General features: G+C 45.3%; 12 protein-coding genes. 8 read left to right on the top strand and 4 right to left on the bottom strand.

Going from position 1 to position 16,950, the window contains the following annotated elements:
- Nucleotides 1-11 precede the first annotated feature (11 nt).
- Both AC3AQ9_RS08325 and csaB read right to left on the bottom strand, forming a co-directional pair.
- The gene (locus AC3AQ9_RS08325; RefSeq protein ID WP_488307003.1) at nucleotides 12-1,193 is read right to left on the bottom strand and encodes a glycosyltransferase family 4 protein; all 1,182 of its coding nucleotides are present in this window, start codon (nucleotides 1,191-1,193) and stop codon (nucleotides 12-14) included.
- Nucleotides 1,190-2,311: a polysaccharide pyruvyl transferase CsaB gene (csaB, locus tag AC3AQ9_RS08320; protein ID WP_488307002.1), complete on the bottom strand. Its 1,122-nt coding sequence runs from the start codon at nucleotides 2,309-2,311 to the stop codon at nucleotides 1,190-1,192. The genes AC3AQ9_RS08325 and csaB overlap by 4 nt, the downstream gene beginning before the upstream one ends.
- 133 nt (nucleotides 2,312-2,444) lie before the next feature.
- Here csaB and AC3AQ9_RS08315 point away from each other — a divergent pair, with 133 nt between their 5' ends.
- The 4 genes from AC3AQ9_RS08315 to AC3AQ9_RS08300 all read left to right on the top strand — a co-directional run bounded on the left by AC3AQ9_RS08315 (nucleotide 2,445) and on the right by AC3AQ9_RS08300 (nucleotide 9,428).
- Entirely contained in the window at nucleotides 2,445-3,161 is a 717-nt protein-coding gene (locus AC3AQ9_RS08315) for a WecB/TagA/CpsF family glycosyltransferase (RefSeq protein ID WP_488307567.1), read from the top strand.
- Between the two features lie 171 nt (nucleotides 3,162-3,332).
- On the top strand, nucleotides 3,333-4,430 hold the full coding sequence (locus tag AC3AQ9_RS08310) for a glycosyltransferase family 4 protein (protein ID WP_488307001.1): 1,098 nt from the start codon (nucleotides 3,333-3,335) through the stop codon (nucleotides 4,428-4,430).
- Nucleotides 4,427-5,827 (top strand): O-antigen ligase family protein, encoded by a 1,401-nt coding sequence (locus AC3AQ9_RS08305; protein WP_488307000.1) that lies wholly within the window; start codon nucleotides 4,427-4,429, stop codon nucleotides 5,825-5,827. The genes AC3AQ9_RS08310 and AC3AQ9_RS08305 overlap by 4 nt, the downstream gene beginning before the upstream one ends.
- Before the next feature lie 562 nt (nucleotides 5,828-6,389).
- Nucleotides 6,390-9,428: an S-layer homology domain-containing protein gene (locus AC3AQ9_RS08300; protein WP_488306999.1), complete on the top strand. Its 3,039-nt coding sequence runs from the start codon at nucleotides 6,390-6,392 to the stop codon at nucleotides 9,426-9,428.
- 1,087 nt (nucleotides 9,429-10,515) lie between these two features.
- Here the strand turns inward: AC3AQ9_RS08300 and AC3AQ9_RS08295 are convergent.
- The gene (locus tag AC3AQ9_RS08295) at nucleotides 10,516-10,920 is read right to left on the bottom strand and encodes a hypothetical protein (RefSeq protein WP_488306998.1); all 405 of its coding nucleotides are present in this window, start codon (nucleotides 10,918-10,920) and stop codon (nucleotides 10,516-10,518) included.
- Nucleotides 10,821-11,627 carry a DUF3987 domain-containing protein gene (locus tag AC3AQ9_RS08290; protein ID WP_488306997.1) on the bottom strand — a complete coding sequence of 269 codons (807 nt, stop codon included), beginning with the start codon at nucleotides 11,625-11,627 and terminating at the stop codon, nucleotides 10,821-10,823. Before AC3AQ9_RS08290 ends, AC3AQ9_RS08295 begins: the two co-directional genes overlap by 100 nt.
- 283 nt (nucleotides 11,628-11,910) lie before the next feature.
- Between AC3AQ9_RS08290 and AC3AQ9_RS08285 the strand changes: the two genes are divergently transcribed.
- The 4 genes from AC3AQ9_RS08285 to AC3AQ9_RS08270 all read left to right on the top strand — a co-directional run bounded on the left by AC3AQ9_RS08285 (nucleotide 11,911) and on the right by AC3AQ9_RS08270 (nucleotide 16,939).
- On the top strand, nucleotides 11,911-12,186 hold the full coding sequence (locus tag AC3AQ9_RS08285; RefSeq protein ID WP_488306996.1) for an excalibur calcium-binding domain-containing protein: 276 nt from the start codon (nucleotides 11,911-11,913) through the stop codon (nucleotides 12,184-12,186).
- A 369-nt stretch (nucleotides 12,187-12,555) separates the two neighbouring features.
- Complete coding sequence (locus AC3AQ9_RS08280; RefSeq protein ID WP_488306995.1) at nucleotides 12,556-13,605, top strand: S-layer homology domain-containing protein; 1,050 nt, start codon at nucleotides 12,556-12,558, stop codon at nucleotides 13,603-13,605.
- 296 nt (nucleotides 13,606-13,901) lie between these two features.
- The gene (locus AC3AQ9_RS08275; protein ID WP_488306994.1) at nucleotides 13,902-15,146 is read left to right on the top strand and encodes a serpin family protein; all 1,245 of its coding nucleotides are present in this window, start codon (nucleotides 13,902-13,904) and stop codon (nucleotides 15,144-15,146) included.
- A gap of 248 nt (nucleotides 15,147-15,394) precedes the next feature.
- Nucleotides 15,395-16,939 carry an endonuclease gene (locus AC3AQ9_RS08270; protein ID WP_488306993.1) on the top strand — a complete coding sequence of 515 codons (1,545 nt, stop codon included), beginning with the start codon at nucleotides 15,395-15,397 and terminating at the stop codon, nucleotides 16,937-16,939.
- Nucleotides 16,940-16,950: the final 11 nt, after the last annotated feature.

Genomic DNA, 16,950 nt, shown 5'->3' with positions numbered 1-16,950 from the left:
GATTTATTAACTCAACTGTATTGTTTTGCTAATGCTTTCAGGTAGATCTTTTCATATTTTTCTGCTGCTGCGAAATGGGAGTACTCTTCGATGATCTTCGTACGTCCAGCTTTCGCCAATTGAGCTCCTTCTTCAGGATTCCCCAATAAGCGGATCATAGCATCTGAAAGTTCTTCAATATTCTTTTCTTCGACCAGCAAGCCGTCTTTTCCGTGGTCGACGATTTCCTTCAATCCACCGACTGCACAAGCGATCAGCGGAACCCCAGAACCCATCGCTTCAAGAGCGGAAATGGAAGTCGCTTCTTCCACACCGGCAGAATAGATGGAAGGCACCAGGACGATGTCGCTTAAAGCGTAATAGCGGATCATGTCTTTATGATCGACCGCGCCAAGCATCGTCACACGTTCTTCCACGCCAAGTTCGCGCGCTTTCTTTTTCATCTCGTCCATCATTTCACCCGTTCCCGCAAATACCAGGCGGGCTTCAGGGAAACGTTCAACGACTGGCGGGAAAGAAAGAATCGGGTAGATGACGCCGTTTTTCTTTGTCAGCCTGCGGGGGATAAAGAAAATCTTATCGTCCATCGACAGATTGAATTCTTTCCGGAATTCAGCTCGGCGCTCGGTCTCCGGCTTGAAATCTTCCACATCGATGAAGTTTTTAATCATATTGCCGGTTACGCCGGTTTCCGCATGGATATAATCCTTGATGCGGGTATCGACTGTAATGACTTCGCGGGACATTTTATAGCCATTATGTTCGAATTGCTTAATTTCATTTGCATATGCACTGTTTTCAGCTACAGATCCTTTTGAAATGCCTTCAAACGTCATATAGCCGTGGACAGTGGTGACAACTGCAAACCCGGACTCTGTGGCGGCTTTTGCCGACATGACATCCTGGGCATTGACCAAGTCGATGTCTTTAAACTTGGGATCTTTCAAAAGTTCTTTCATGAAATCAGCGCGGCGTTTCAATGTCCAGACGTAGCCGGCACCAAGTTTCATTTTGTTCAGCATCATTGACGGTCCGCGGGCGATTAAATCACGCTTCCATTTCGGCACATCCGAGAACGACAGGACAGAAACTTCATGCCCTCTCGATTCAAGCCCCGATTTTAAAGTCGTGATGTGTGTCGATAAACCGCCGACATGCGGATAATCATAAATGCTCAGTAATAATATTTTCAATGGGAAGACCCTCCGAACTGTTCTTTTAGTAATCCAATATTCCGTTTTGCTTCTTGACGAAGCAGCTCCACTTTTGGTTCCATCACGTCTTCAAGTTCGGTGCGGTGATCCAAAGCGTATAAGGCATTTTCAAGCAAAGCTTCCTGCGTGAAGTCGCCCAGTTCAAAGGATTTATCCCACATTCCGGACCGCTTCAAGAAGCTTTCCACTTTGCGGTCATAGCTGAGCCCGATATGAGGCACTTTTGACAGCGCCGAGAAAATCAGCGCATGCAGCCGAAGGGCAATGGTCAAATCGCAGCGCGCGATGAAATTATAGAATTGGTTCGGCGTAAACTGTTCGCCGAGCAGCATCGTTTTTTCCGGATGGCGCATCTGTGCTTGGATCTTTTTCGACACATTTGTATCGTAAGGAGGTTCCATCGGCACGAATACCGGCGTCACTCCGCGCTGTTCAATCAACTGATCCAAGGTCCAGGCCATTTTTTGGATGTACGCATCTTCATGCTCGAACCAAGGGCGGGGAGCCACTGCCACTAGACGTTCCTGTCCGGTCAACGGAAGGGAATCATAAGCGGAATGGTCTTCATCCGCCATAAAAGCGAAGACGATGTCTGCCGTCACGACGGATTCAGGGCGTGTCACGCCAAGTTTCTTCAAATAATCTTTTGAATACTGGTCTCGCACGGTGATAAAGTCGGCGCGGTTCGCGAAAACTTTCATCAAGATCTTGCCCCATGTCGAAGTGACCGGGCCGATGCCTTGAGAAAAGAACATCACTTTTGTGCCGCATAGTTTTGCCAGCATAACAATCAGCAAATAATAAGGAAGCGGGCCGAACAAGAATTTTGTCGGGTATGTATCCTGCAGCAAACCGCCGCCGCCCGAAATCAGCAGATCAGCGGAACGGAGCGCTTTGACTTTTTCTTTATTTTCACGGCGCCAAGCGCGGTAAACCGATTTCACATTATATTCTTTAGCCGTTTTTTCCGGTGACAATGAAAAAACAGTGATGTCCGGGTCTTTCAACTCCGCTCGCAAGTTATCAATAATGGCTTTTAGGATTGCTTCGTCACCCGTATTGCCTAATCCATAAAAACCAGATAGTACAATTTTCACATATTCTCCTCCTCAAACTAAAGCTCTCAAGCTTTGTCCTCGCTAAATTCTAACACTTGTCAAACAGCCTGTGCAACCACCCACAAAATCTGCTATACTAATAAAATTGAAAGCGACTATATTGAGGGTGTGAATAATGAAGGAAAAATATTTAGGGGTGAATGTTTCACCTCTTTCATATGAAGGTATAATAAGTGACTTAAGGGTCCGCACGGCAAGCGGCAAGCAGTCGACCATCATTGCAGTCAATCCGGAAAAAGTGATGAGCGCACAGCGCGACCCTGAAGTGAAAGAACTGATCAACTCATCCACTTACCAAATTGCGGATGGCGTCGGCATCTTGCTGGCAGCGAAGATCAAAGGCGGCAACATCACCTCACGGGTCACCGGTGTGGATATGATGGCTCGGTTGCTGCAATTTGCGGAAAGTGATGGCCATTCGGTCTATTTTTATGGCGCAAAAGAAGAAGTCGTGACCAAAGCGATTGCCAACATCCAAGAAAAGCATCCCGCTATCCAAGTAGCCGGCTACACCAACGGCTACGAGACAGACGAAAAAGCGCTCGTTTCGAGAATCCACCAGAGCGGGGCGAAAATCCTTTTCGTCGCACTCGGCAGCCCGAAACAAGAACTATGGATCAGAAGGAACTTGAAGGACTTGCCGAACGTCCAAGTATTCCAGGGAGTAGGCGGCAGTTTTGACGTGTTTTCCGGAACCGTTAAACGGGCACCGGCTGTATTCCGAAAACTTGGCATGGAATGGCTGTACCGGCTTCTTGCAAGCCCGTCCCGTTTAAAACGGCAGCTGAATTTGCCGGTATTTTTGATCAAAGTATTGCAATCGCGGTAAAAAGGAAAAAACGCATCCGTACAGCGGGCGGCTGGAACCTTTAATTTCCATACTTTTTTATGATTCTGGAAAATACATACCATGATGCCCAAGCCATTTGTCAGCAAAAAAAGCATGCGCATAGAGCCGTGCAGTCCAAAATCTTTAAAATCGCAATAGGCGATGAAATAGGTGAACTTATTGAGAATCCTGCTATTATCCAATATGTATCCTTCCGAAGCGGCCCCGAATTACGGGGTCTTTGTCCGCAGAACCGAACAATTGCTGCTTGAAGCTGGCCATGAAGTAAAGCGTGTCGTGCTGTCAAAGCAAACCTCGCGCATCCGCAAACTGGCGGGATACGCACAATACGTCTTACGTCTTTTCAAAGAGACAGCGGCTTTTAAGCCGGAAGTTTTATATGTCCACTATGCCTCCCAGAATGCGAAACCGGTCCTTTGGCTGAAACAGCGCTATCCGAATCTTCGGGTGGTGCTGAATGTCCACGGCACAGACGTTTTGCCGCAGACAGCGGCACAAGCGAAATATCAGCCCGATGTGGCACAATTGATGAAGAAAGTCGATCATGTCATAGTGCCTTCTTCTTTTTACCAGGAAACCATTCAAGAGAAATACGGCTTCAACGGAGCTGTGACGGTTTTCCCTTCAGGAGGGATTGACCGGAAGATCTTCTATCCCAATCCTGAAATCGGTGCGGATTTCCGAAAGCAGCACAACATTCCAGAAACTGCCTTTGTTGTCGGCTACATTTCGCGTATCGATGTCGGTAAAGGATGGGACACTTTACTTGAAGCCGCCCGGCAAGCCGATATCCCGAATCTGCATGTTCTTGTTGCAGGCACCGGGGCTGAAGAAGCCAGCTTCCAGGAAAAAGCGGCGGCATTGCAAAAGCCGATCACGAAACTCCCGATGCTGACCCAGCCGCAGATGAATGCCGCTTTTAATGCGATGGACATCTTCTGTTTCCCGTCCCATCAGGAATCACTGGGACTGGTAGGAATAGAAGCGATGGCGGCTGCAAAACCGATCATCGTATCCGACATTCCGGGTGTGAAAGATTATGCCACGGATGAAAATGCCTGGTTTTTTGAAGCGGGCCAAGCCGGACAACTGGCAGCCTCTATGGAACATGCGGCAATGCAGCCACTGACGGACCATCAAGCAAGCGCTCTGGCAACGGCTAAAGCATTCGATCAACATTTAGTGAAAGACCAGCTTCTCACTGTTTTTAACTCTACAACTGAAAAGAAAGAGGATTCTCTGATATGAATAGAAATAAAATTCTTTTGGCTCTCGTTGCCTTTTTAGTCCTTCAGCCGATTATCGATGTCCTGACGACTGCGTCCATATTTCTAATGGAAACGAGTTTGACCATCGGAGTCATCATCCGTGCTGTTTTTATGTTGGCGATGCTTGTCCTGCTGTTATGGCTGTCGAAAACAAGCAAAATCAGCCGGATCTTGACGCTTTACTTGGTCGGCTTAGCCGCATTACTGGTCATCAATGTATTGATCAATCTGCAAGTAAAAGATCCGTATTACCTTTTCCAGGAACTGAAGTTTTTCAACAAAGTGATCTACTTCCATATTGTCTTCTTAGGATTAATAATGGCTTACCGCCAATTAAAAGATGCAAACTTTGATGTGGCGAAAAAGACGACCCAGTATATTTGGCTGTCCGGTATCATCATCGGAATCGTATTTGCGGTAGCGCAGGTTACCGGAACGAGCCTTTCCAATTATTCGCATACGAAAACCGGATTTACCGGCTGGTTCTTTGCCGGCAATGAAATCGGCGCCATCATGGCAATTATCTTGCCGATCATGGCATTATACGCGGTCGAAAAAACCGATTCGTGGAAAAAAACGTGGGCATGGCTTCCGTTCATCTTATTGTCAGCAAGCATGCTGGCGCTTGGAACGAAAGTCGGCTACGGCGGCATTGTGATCGTCCTCCTGTCGGTGCTCATCGGCAGTGTCATCATGCTGCTGATCCTGAAACAGCGCACCGCGACCATTAAAACCAATTTACTGGTGTCCCTTGTTCTAACGGCAGTCTTGGCCGCCATCACACCACATACCCCGGTATTCGGCAATATGTTCGCGCATATTACGTCACTGGGCATTGATTTGGGTGAACCGGTGGAGCGTCCTGGACAGGAAGAAGAATTAGTAGAAGGGGATGAAGGCTTCGAAGAACAGGAAGCTGCAAAACCTGAAATCACCAACGAGCAAGTCCAGAACCTGGTCTTCAGCTCACGGGAAAAATATGCGGAAGTGATGAGTGACGATTTCTACAGCTCTCCGCTGCCGCAGCAAGTATTCGGTATGGGGTTTGCAGGGAATTATCCTGAGCCGCTGCCGGGGAAAACACCGAAAATGATCGAAATGGATTTCCATGACTGGTTCTATTCATTCGGCTGGTTCGGCTTTATCTATTTGCTGGCACCGCTCGTGTGGTTTGCTGGGAAGTACGTGATCCATTTCATCCGCAACATCAAAACGCATTTCACTTATTTTTATATCTTGTACGGAGTAGCGTTCCTGCTGGCACTTGGTATTGCCTATACAGCAGGCCATGTCTTAACCGCTCCAGCAGTATCCATCTACGTCGCAGCCATTCTCGCAATGCTGGTTGTGAAAGAAAATTTAATAACAGAGAAATAAGTACTAAAAGACTCCCATCTCGTTGAGGGAGTCTTTTTTTTGCGTGTCTAAAACATTATGAAATGAAACTTACAAATAGAAAAAGACTAGAGAAAACAAGGTAAAAGGGCCTATTACAATAGAATGTTATCAAAAAACATTAAATCCAACAATTTACAAATTAATGGAAGTCAGAATATTTTCAAAGAAAGGCGGAAAAGTTCTATTTTATACCATTTATTAACATTTTAGTAAGCTTAAAAGCATAAAAGAATATTTAGTTTTATTATGTGATGAAATATTTTGTAATGCAATTGTATTATTTTATCAAAGAAAGGTAATTTTTTGGATATATTTTTAATTTTATGGTTGATATTTTCCATATGTTTGATATAGTAATAAAGAGTTTAGTTACCGAACAGAACAAGGCTTACTACCCAAAAATTCCACTTCTCACCATTTATCTTTCGTCACATCATTTAGGAATAATTTAGGTAAACCTGTGTTTCATTTGGGTAATTGAATTAAGTTTAAAAGTCACATTTTCAAAATGTACACCTATCTAAGGGAGGAATTACACACAATGGCTTACCAATCAAAGTCTTACAAGAAATTTATCGCTACGGCAGCAACAGCTACAATCGTTGCATCAGCAGTAGTTCCAACAGCATTCGCTAGCGAAGCAACTACAGCAGCATTCACGGATGTTCCTAAATCATATACAGATGCAGTTTCATTCTTAGTTGAAAACAACTTCGCAGTTGGGGTTTCTGAAACTCAATTCGGAATTTCTTCTCAAATCACTCGCGGCGATGCTGCAATCGTAATTGCTAAAGCAGCTGGCCTAATGAGCGATACTGCTAAAGCTTCAGGTTTCACTGATGTTCCTAAACGTGGAGCAATCGCTGTAAACTCTCTTAAAGAAGCTGGCGTAATCAACGGTACTTCTGCTACTAAATTCGGCTGGGATCAGCCAATCAAACGTGGCGACGCTGCAATCATGTTCGCAAAAGCTTTCGACTTGCCAGAAGGTTCTGCGGCTGACGTTAAGTTCTCTGACGTTCCTGACCGTTACAAAGACGCAGTAGCTGCATTGTTAGCTAAAGAAGTTACTAACGGTGTTTCTGCTACTAAATTCGGTACTGACAACAACATCAAACGCGGAGATTTCGCTAAATTCGTATACGCTGTTAAAGACTTGATCGAATTGCCAGAAAAAGATCTTGCAGTTGAATCAACAAAGGCGATTAACTCTCTACAAATCGTTGTAACATTGACTGACGGCGAAAAACACACAATCAACCTTAAAGAAGCAGACCGCCTTAAAATTGGTAAAAACGAATTCCCTGTCACAATTGATGGCGTAGACTACGACGTAGTAGTTTACCATGAAGCTCCAGCAGTGGAAAAAGCAGTAGCAGTGGATGCTGACTCGGCTTTGGTAACATTTGACGATGGCGATAAATTCACTTATGAGCATGGCAAAAACTTTGTCGATGGCGACAACAAAATTACCTTCACTTTCAATGGCAAGGATTACACTACAACAGTTTCTTATAAAGCTCCTGTAGTTGCTCCTGAAGTAACTACTGTTAGTGCAATTAACGCTACTCAAGTAGAAGTTAAGTTTGCTACACAAGTAGATAAAACTGATGCTGAATTAGAAGGACGTTATACAATCAACAACACTTCTCCACAATTGGCAGAACTTGGAGCAGACAAGAAGACTGTTACTCTAACATTTGCAAATGCAGGTCAAGTAGAAGTTACTAACGGAGTTCTTGTAGTAAACCCAGTTAAAACTGCAGCTAATCCAGCTGTTACAACTGAAAAGATTGCACAAGTATTCTCTTACGAAGATAAAGTAAACCCACTAATTTCTAGTGTTGAAGCAAAAACTAACAATACTGTTGCAAACAGCGTAACTGTAAAAGCTTCTGAGCCTATCCAGTCTGCTTTGGCTAAAGTGAACGGTTCATATGTAACTGTTAACTTCAATGGTACTGATACGGCGACTATTACAGGTCTTTCTTTAGAAGCAGGTAAATCTCATACGGTTGAACTAATCAACCTTACTGATAAAGGTGGAAATGTTACTGTTTCTACAACGGCTTCATTCAACGTAAGCGTTGATACTGTTGCTCCAACAGCTACACTTTCAGCGCAAGGTGACAAGCACATCCTTGTAACATTTAGCAAAGCAATGGATGCAGCTTCTGTTACTGCAGCTTTAGCAGATGCTCAAGATCCTGTTAAAGACGAAACTCTAGCTAACGTTGAAACAACTGATGCAACTGTAGTAGAAGGCACGAACAATACACAATTCTTGATTCCTGTTGAAGCAACTTTATTTACAAACAAATCAACCAGAACACTTACAGTGGTATTGCCAGCTACAATTCAAGATAGCTTAGGTAACAAAATCGCTGCAGGTACTCAATCTGTTAAACTTACACAAGATACAGTTAAGCCAGCTACAACTGGTTATAACGTAATTAAAAACGCTGACGGTGAAGTTACTGATATCGAAGTGTTGTTCAGTGAAGCTTTAGCTTTAAACGCTAATCCAGCAGAACCGACAATCGTTAACGAAAATGGAGTCGCTGTTTTAGCTGCTGATTTCCTTGGCGGATTGACTGCTGATGCCGTTGCTGCTGGAGACAAAAAAGTGACTTATTCTGTTGATGAGCCAGCTGAATTGTCAGGAACGTTTGCTTTCACTTTCCCTGCTGCTTTGGTAACAGATCAATCAGAAGCTGGAAATACATCTAATGCATTCAACTACACTATTAACTTTGGTGCAGGAGCAACTACTTTTAGCTTGCCAAGCGGCAATCTTCCAGCTACAGTTAATTCAAACGTAATTACTGTTGAATTTGGCAGAGCAGTTAAAGGTGGAGCGGTTGCTAACTCTGCTACTGATGTAGCTAACTACACATTAGGTGGAAAACCACTTCCTGCAGGAACAACAATTGTATTGGATGCTGCACAAGATACAGCTACTATTACCTTGCCTGCTGGATCAATTGAAAAAACTGACCAAGCTGCAGTATTTACAGTAGCAAACATTAAATCATTGAATGGTGAGTTGTTGAATTCTTACAGAGGAACTGTAGACGTTGACGATAACGTTAAGCCAGTATTGAACTCTGGTTCTTTAACTGCTGATAACAAGTTACTAATCGGATTTAGCGAAACATTAAGAACAAAACCTGCTACATCTGACCTAGTTATCAAAGTGAACAATCAAACAATTAGTGCTACTGGTACTAATGCTACCCTTACTGTCACTGAAGGTTCTGGTTCTGACGTTGGTAAGTATCTGGTGAACCTAGATGCTCTAATTGAACAAGGTTCTGCTACAGGTGCTGGTGTAGATGAAGTACTTGGAACTGAAGATGACGTTGCAGCTACTCCTACTTATGTAGATGTAAATAACAATGCACTTTATGATGCTGGAACAGATATCTTTATTGCTAATGGCCCGGTATCAACATTTAAATTTACTTCTTCACCAGCAATCAACGCTGTTACTGTTTCTACTAAAGCTACTGGTGAAACTGTAGGTGACGATGCTGCAAACAATGATCTTAAAAACGACGTAACTGTTAAAGTTAAGTAATTTAAAAATTATTAGTGACAGTTACCCACTCAATTCGAATACTATTAAATTAGTTCATAGTTTGTTGTGCTGAATTGGGAAGAAAGGCTTCGTGGAGAGAAATCTCTGCGAGGCCTTTTCTATTTTCTTCGTAATGAGTCCAAAGACAAGCAGATATTATAATTGTGTAACAAAGAATAAGGCGCGAATTCCTTCGTGAGGTTCGTGCTTTTCTAATTAAGTATGGAGAAGGTGATGAAAGAATATGCCGAAGGACAAGTAAGAGGCCAAGAAAGCGGGAAGGAATATCCGCTAACCGGGTGAACATCGTCTCACTTAAGGTGGTCAATGAGACGAACCTGCTGTGCAAGGGCTGCCGTATTCTTTTGGAAAAAGAAAGCTATGAGCTGATCCGGCCGTTCTTTAAAGATGTGGAACAGGGAATGTCTGTCGTCATCGTCTCGCTAAATATTAAAAACTTCTCCACATCGATTCTGATGTGTTGTCTCTATAAACTGAACACCTCAATCGTGCAACTGCGGAAGTGCTGAAGATGGCTTTCCTAAAAACGTAGTCTCAACCCATTTATTCCACGATTTCCCATTCAGTTTGATCAAGACCATTTGGAGTCAAATTGACTGAAGGAAGTGAACGAAACATGGGATTTAAGCTGTTAAATTCACAAGCCATCAATCAGGGGAAGATATGAGATAAAACCCACTTTTCAAATTTTAAAAATAAAAAGATGACCCTTCTACTGTTAGGGTCATCATCTAATCATCTGGCTGCGCAGTTTAGTTAATTCAGTTGGATACAAAATAGGAAGTAGCTTATCAAGATCTGATCCTTTATTTCGGACAATCCATTCGTTTTTAGCTTTAGGAACTGAGAATGAATAAACTAGATTTCTAACATAACAACTTTTTTGCCCTGGACTGCTACAAAAAGTAAAGGGAACCGCAGGATATACAGTCTCATACATAAAATAAACTCATCGTCTTTTAGTCAAAGAATTCTTTATTAATTGATCGATGTAGCGAGATACTGGATAAGGGAGGAGCGCTGGCATCCTTGCAATTGCTATCAGGGCTGATAGGGAGAGAACAGTCTACTCCTGACCCTTCTTCTCTCTTAGGCTTTTTCTTCTAGTAGGACAGTAGGAGGCCCTCAACTGGTTCATCAGAAGGACAGGATTCAGGCAGATGAACTCCTTCCGTCCTGTGCTGCCGCCGAGGATGCGCTGGATGTAGTAGCGCGATTCCAGTACCCGGAACGCCGCATCCAACCGCCCGGCGGTCCCAATCGTCTTGCGCGTCTTCTGCCAGATTGCCTGCCGGCTGACGATGGGTCCCTCTTCCTTCAACAGCTTATGCAGGACAAGCAGCGCATCGGTCTGGGCGCCGTTCTGCCGCATCAGGCCGAACGCTTTCTCGGCATGGCGGATGAAATAATCTTCCAGCCGGAACGCGGCAGCCAGCGTTTCGCGGCTGATGACAGTGGGAATGTCCGCCATGTCACATCCTGTGCCGGAGTGGTAAGCGACGTGCAGGAGGCCTCCTTCCCGATGTCGTGCTGGAAGCGGCTCAGGAGCCGCCGGCCCGCTTCGTCCAGGCGCAGCGTGATCGGCTTCTCGGGTGAAAAGTCCAGCATCTTTTCCAGGAGTTCCCCGTAGGCCGCCTTCACGTCCTTCGAGACCACCGGGGCGTCCGGGTTGCGGTAACCGATGAAATCCTCCGGCACCGAGAACAGGAACCGGGCGATGAATCCGCGCCCATGCAGCGCCTCCGGCAGGCACTGAATAATGGCGGGCTGGGCGGACAGGCAGATCGTGAGCAGCGGCTGCTCCAGCCGCTCTGTCGGGCGTCCGATGCGGTCCACTCGGAGCGGGTCGCCGCTGTAGGCTTTCAGGAAGATGTCGACCTTCACCGGATCTGCTCCTTTGCCTTTCAGCTTCTCAAGCAAATCGCCTTCGGCAGACAGGATTGCGAGCTTTCCGCCGTTCTCCTTCAGCCGGATGACCAGCACTTCGGCGGTCGCGTCGTCCAGGACGAGGGGTGCCGTTCCGGCAGCCGGTCTAGTTGCTCGACCACGTCCTGAACGTCGTCTGTGCCGCTGGCCTCGCTGTGCTTCGCGAAGTCCGCCTGCAGCTTCTCGAGCCGTTTTTCCAGGGCGGTGCGTTTTGCCTAGCATTTCACACTTTTTTGTCACTTTGGCGAGCAATTCATTTTCAAATGCACAATTATTGCACTAGTTATTCAAGGAGTAAGAAAGTGGAGATAACGGATTGCTATAAGAAAATAGGAACTAAAAAATGATTATTAAGTGCATAAAATAAAGAGTTCATTTAATGAATTATCTTATATGTTTCTAATGACTATAGTCATAGGTAGAAATACTTGGTATAATATGTAAGCGAACGGTGCTTGAGGGAAGGCTATCTTTCCCTCAGTATTGTCAGCAATAAACACAAAGTGAAAATAAAATGGGAGAGGGGGACATGAAGATGAAGAAACTTAGTTTTGCAGCCTTATCGTTGATGGTAGCGCTTAGCTTCACAATTAGCGCGGCACCGATGCCGGCAGATGCTGCAGGTACAAAAGCGAAGACGTATGCCAACTGTAAAGAAATCAACAAAGTCTATCCAGGCGGCATTGCCCGATCTTCAAAAGTGAAAAACAAAGGTGGAAAAACGAAATACAAGCCGCACGTTTCTCAGGCATTGTATGATGCAAACAAGAAAAGCGACCGTGATAAAGATTTGATTGCTTGCGAGCGGTAGTATTGTAGATAAAAAAATTTAGTTTAACAATAGAAGAGACCTTCCCGCCGAGTAATCGGTTGGAAGGTTTTTTTATATAGTGTACGCTGTACGGCAAGTTCAATAGAGAAAATACAGAAGCCACAGAACTTGCCGTCTAGTTTATCGTATTGAATAAGATGTGCTTCTTCTGAATCGTTAAAAAGAAATCAATCAGCGATGAAATGACGGTTGATCAGGTTTACGTCAAAAGGAAGATTCTAAGTACTATTTGCGTAACGATTTGTTGATTCAAGTGCAAAATTGACAAAGTAATGTTATTCTGAAAAAATAAATTTATAAGAACTAATAATTTTATTATAATCCCCGTTCTTATAGAAGGAGATTTGTATGAATCAAAGGTCATTTTCTTCAATCAAAAAATTCATTTTAGTATTCTTAGCTGCGGTAATCATTTTCCCTGCTATTCCGAAAGCTTCTCAAGCTGCCGCCGCTTTCTCGGATGTCCCTACTTCCCATTGGGCGCATCAGGAAATAACGGAACTAGCCAGTAAGAATATCATTCAAGGAAATCTAAACGGAACGTTCAGTCCGACAGGTTCAGTCACACGTGCCCAGAGCGCAATGATGATTGTGCGGACCATGGAAATTTCAACGAAGAATCGACCGGATCCAAAGTTTGCGGATGTTTCTCCTAATACTTCCGGATACGCAGAAATTGCGGCTTTAGTGGATCTTGGCGTCTTTGCGAAAGCAGAGAAATTCAATCCCCAGCAGCCGGCGACACGTGCACAGATTGCGAAGATTCTTGTAAAGGCATTTGAGTTGCAAGGGTCCAGTTCAAAGATTAAAGCATTCAAAGACGTAGCCGTTACAAACTCTTTCTATTCCTACATAGATACACTGGTCGCTAACGGCATCACTGCCGGTACAACTGCTTCGACGTTCAGTCCGTATCAAAAAGTCACGAGAGCTCAGATGGCGGTGTTCATTCACCGAATTTTGGAGTCCAAGAAGCCAGCCGCTCCCCAAACCCCTCCTGCGGTAGCGGGTGAAACGGCATTCATGGCGGAAGTGCTGGTTTTAGTTAATAAAGAACGTGCCAAAGCTGGCGTTCCTGCTTTGAAATCGCATCAAGGTGTACAGAATCTGGCGATTATAAAATCAAAGGATATGGCGGACAATCGTTACTTCGATCACAAATCGCCGACACTTGGCATGTATAGTGACCAATTAGAGCGTGCTGACATCTCGTATAGCCGAGCAGGGGAAAATATTGCTGCTGGCCAGCAGACACCGGAAGCAGTCATGAAGAGCTGGATGAACAGCCCAGGGCACAGAGGTAATATCCTGAGCAGCGACTATACGCATATAGGAATCGGCACATACAAAGGCGGAAGTTATGGCTACTACCATACGCAGATTTTCATTAAGCAATAGCAATTAGAAAATCATGTGGTTTAGCGGAATAGCTTACCCATATTCCGGGGTGGGAAATGAGTTATTTATTTCCTTCCATTACTTTAAAATAGCCATACTTAGAAACCTTGATGGTTTTTAGGTATGGCTTTTTGTATATCTTCATTTTTGAATCGCCGGGTAAGTATACCTATTCGAGCAATGATGGCTGATGGTACCCATGTTCAGCACGCTATCTTCAAAAGAAGTAAAGATTGATACTTTTAAATGTAACTTTTCCTCTTTTATCCAGTCTAATGGAAAAAGGAGGGATACTATTGCAAAAGTTATTTTGGATCTTATCCATATTATTGTTAGTTGGATGCGGTACATCGGTGCCGGATGGCACTTCGGGGTCGCTGAAGATATCGGAGAGAGTGGAGTACGGAAAGAATGATTACCAGAAAATCGTCGCACCGAGCAATGAGCTGGGCTGGAAGCTGCTGCCGGTCATTGAACCGAACAACGAAGGAAACCGCTTTATTTCTTCTGCCAGTTTGTTTATGGCGGTATCGATGGTTTATAACGGGGCAGATGGCGTGACGAAAGAGGAAATGGCGGAGGTTCTGGAGGTTTCGGGAATGGAAAGGGATGAATTGAACCGGGCGAATGCGTCGCTGATAAATCAGCTTTACAGCGAGACGGAAGCGATTCAGTTGAATATAGCTAATTCGATTTGGCTGAACGGGGAATATCAATTCCAGCAAGATTTTGCGAAGAATAACGTGGATTATTTCAATGCGGAGGTTGAAGAAATGGATGTCATGGACAGCGGTTCCGCAAAAAGAATCAACAATTGGGTGAAACAATCGACAAACGGCAAGATTGAGGAAATAACGGAAGACCCTCTGGATCCGAACCTGGTAGCGATGCTGCTGAATGCCATTTACTTTAAAGGGGATTGGCAGTATCCATTTGAAGCGGACCATACAGCAGAAAAGGACTTTCATTTGGAAGGCGGTTCGGTAAAGGCGGTGCCGCTCATGGAGCTCAGTGAAACGCTGCCTTACTTGGAAACAGATAAATTCCAGGCGGTATCTTTGCCTTACGGCGAAGGGGAAATGCGCATGAAGGTATTTCTGCCGAAAAAAGACTCCACACTGACGCAATTTGAAGAGACCTTGACGAGCGGAAATTGGGACAAATGGAATTCGGCTTTTCGGGAACGGTTTGGAATGCTCCATTTCCCTAAATTCGAACTGGATTATGAAGTAGGATTGAATGAACCTTTGCAGAAGCTCGGCATGGCAGCAGCATTCGGGCCGAAGGCGGAATTCACGAAGATGGTTGAAGGCGCTGGCTCGTTCTACATCGATGTGGTAAAGCAAAAAACGTATCTGAAGGTGGATGAAGAAGGAACAGAAGCGGCTGCCTTGACGGCGATTACGGTGGAATCTTCCGGACCCGACGAAGAACCGTTTGAGATGCAAGTAAACCGGCCATTCTTTATCACCATTGAAGATGTGGAAACCGGATTGATTTTATTCATGGGAGCGATTGCTGAGCCGATGAGTGGGAAATAAGCGAGGTAGCCCTGCAGAGACTTTTTCTCTGCGGGGCTTTTATTTGTTCTATTAAGATTATGTAAGTCTTTTGAAATAGCGTTGACGGAGCGGAGAGGATTCGATAAAGTCAAAGTAGAGAATAACAAAAATTGTAAATAACATTTTTTCTACTAATAATTTACAATTAGAAGCGTTGCTGGGGAACGTCAATAGAGCTGCAAGTTTAAATGAGACTATTTCATGGAAAAGAGGAGGAACACAACAACATGGCCCAAAAGAAATGGAACAAACCAGTGAAAATTTTGCTGTCATTCGGGTTGGCTGCCAGTCTATGGCTGCCCGGTTCGCAAACAAAAGTTCAAGCGGCTGCAACAGCTAGTGATCTTTTAATTTCGGAATACATTGAAGGTAGCAGCATGAACAAAGCGGTCGAGCTATACAACGGCACCGGTGCAGCAGTCAATTTAAGTTCGTACTCGCTGGTGCTTTATTCGAATGGCAGCACGTATCCGCAAAGCGAAGTGAATTTATCCGGCACATTGGCGAATGGCGAAACCCTTGTCGTTTATCACGGCAGTGCAGCCGCTTCAATCGCAGCTGAAGGTGATCTCAGGAATGACAGCGTCGTTAACTTTAATGGAGACGATGCACTGGTGCTGGAGAAAAGTGGTGCAGCAATCGATTCCATCGGCCAGGCAGGTGCACGCGTCAATAATCTCGAAAACGTCACGCTAGTGCGGAATGCGGAAGTGACAACAGGCGACCGTGTGGTGAGCGATGCATTCCAGCCTTCGGCACAGTGGACGTCTTATCCGTCGAATACGTTCAGCCATCTGGGCGCGCATGTGATGGCAGGAGGTGCTGCGGCACCGGACGGAGCGCCGGTCGCCACAAAGACTTTTGCCAATGAACAAGTCCAAGCGGGTGAGAGCCTACAATACGAGTTGCGGAATTATTTCACGGATCCCGAAGGGCAGAGCCTGTCATTCTCCGCCACCAAAGGGACGATTACAGGATCGACTTTGACACTCAATTTGCCGGAAGGCTCCCATATTGTCGGGGTGACGGCAAGCGATGGCACGCGAAGCGTCACCCAGTCGTTTTCGGTAACGGTGACGGCGGAAGCTCCAGCGGCAGAAGGCTATTACGAAACGGCGAACGGCTTGCAGGGGGAAGCTTTGAAAGCGGAACTGCATGAAATTATCGATAGCCATCAACAGCTCAGCTACTCACAAGTATGGGATGCGCTGAAAGTGACCGATGAAGACCCGAATAATCCGAACAACGTCATCTTGCTGTACAGCGGTGAATCACGCTCCAAATCATTGAATGGCGGCAATGTCGGCGACTGGAACCGCGAACACGTGTGGGCGAAATCGCATGGCGATTTTGGTACAGCGATGGGAGCAGGCACCGATATCCATCATCTGCGCCCGACGGATGTCCAAGTGAACGGATCACGGGGCAACCTCGATTTTGATTACGGCGGCAGCACAGTCAGCGGCTGCGATGGCTGTTTGCGCACATCCACTTCATGGGAGCCGCCGAATGAAGTAAAAGGCGATGTCGCACGTATGCTGTTTTATATGGCAGTGCGCTATGAACCGGGCGACCCGGTGGACCTGGAGCTGAACGAACAATTGAACAACGGTTCTTCGCCTTGCCACGGCAAGCTGTCGGTTTTGCTGGAATGGCATGAGCAAGATCCGGTCAGCGACTGGGAACGGCAGCGCAACGAAAAAATCGAAGACATCCAAGGAAACCGCAATCCATTCATTGACCATCCTGAATGGGCCGAAGCGATTTGGTGATTGGTGATGTA

Source organism: Planococcus sp. VCh962 (assembly GCF_057748275.1).
The sequence above is the reverse complement of the archived record's forward strand: the minus strand, read 5'-3'. Positions and strand labels throughout refer to the sequence as shown.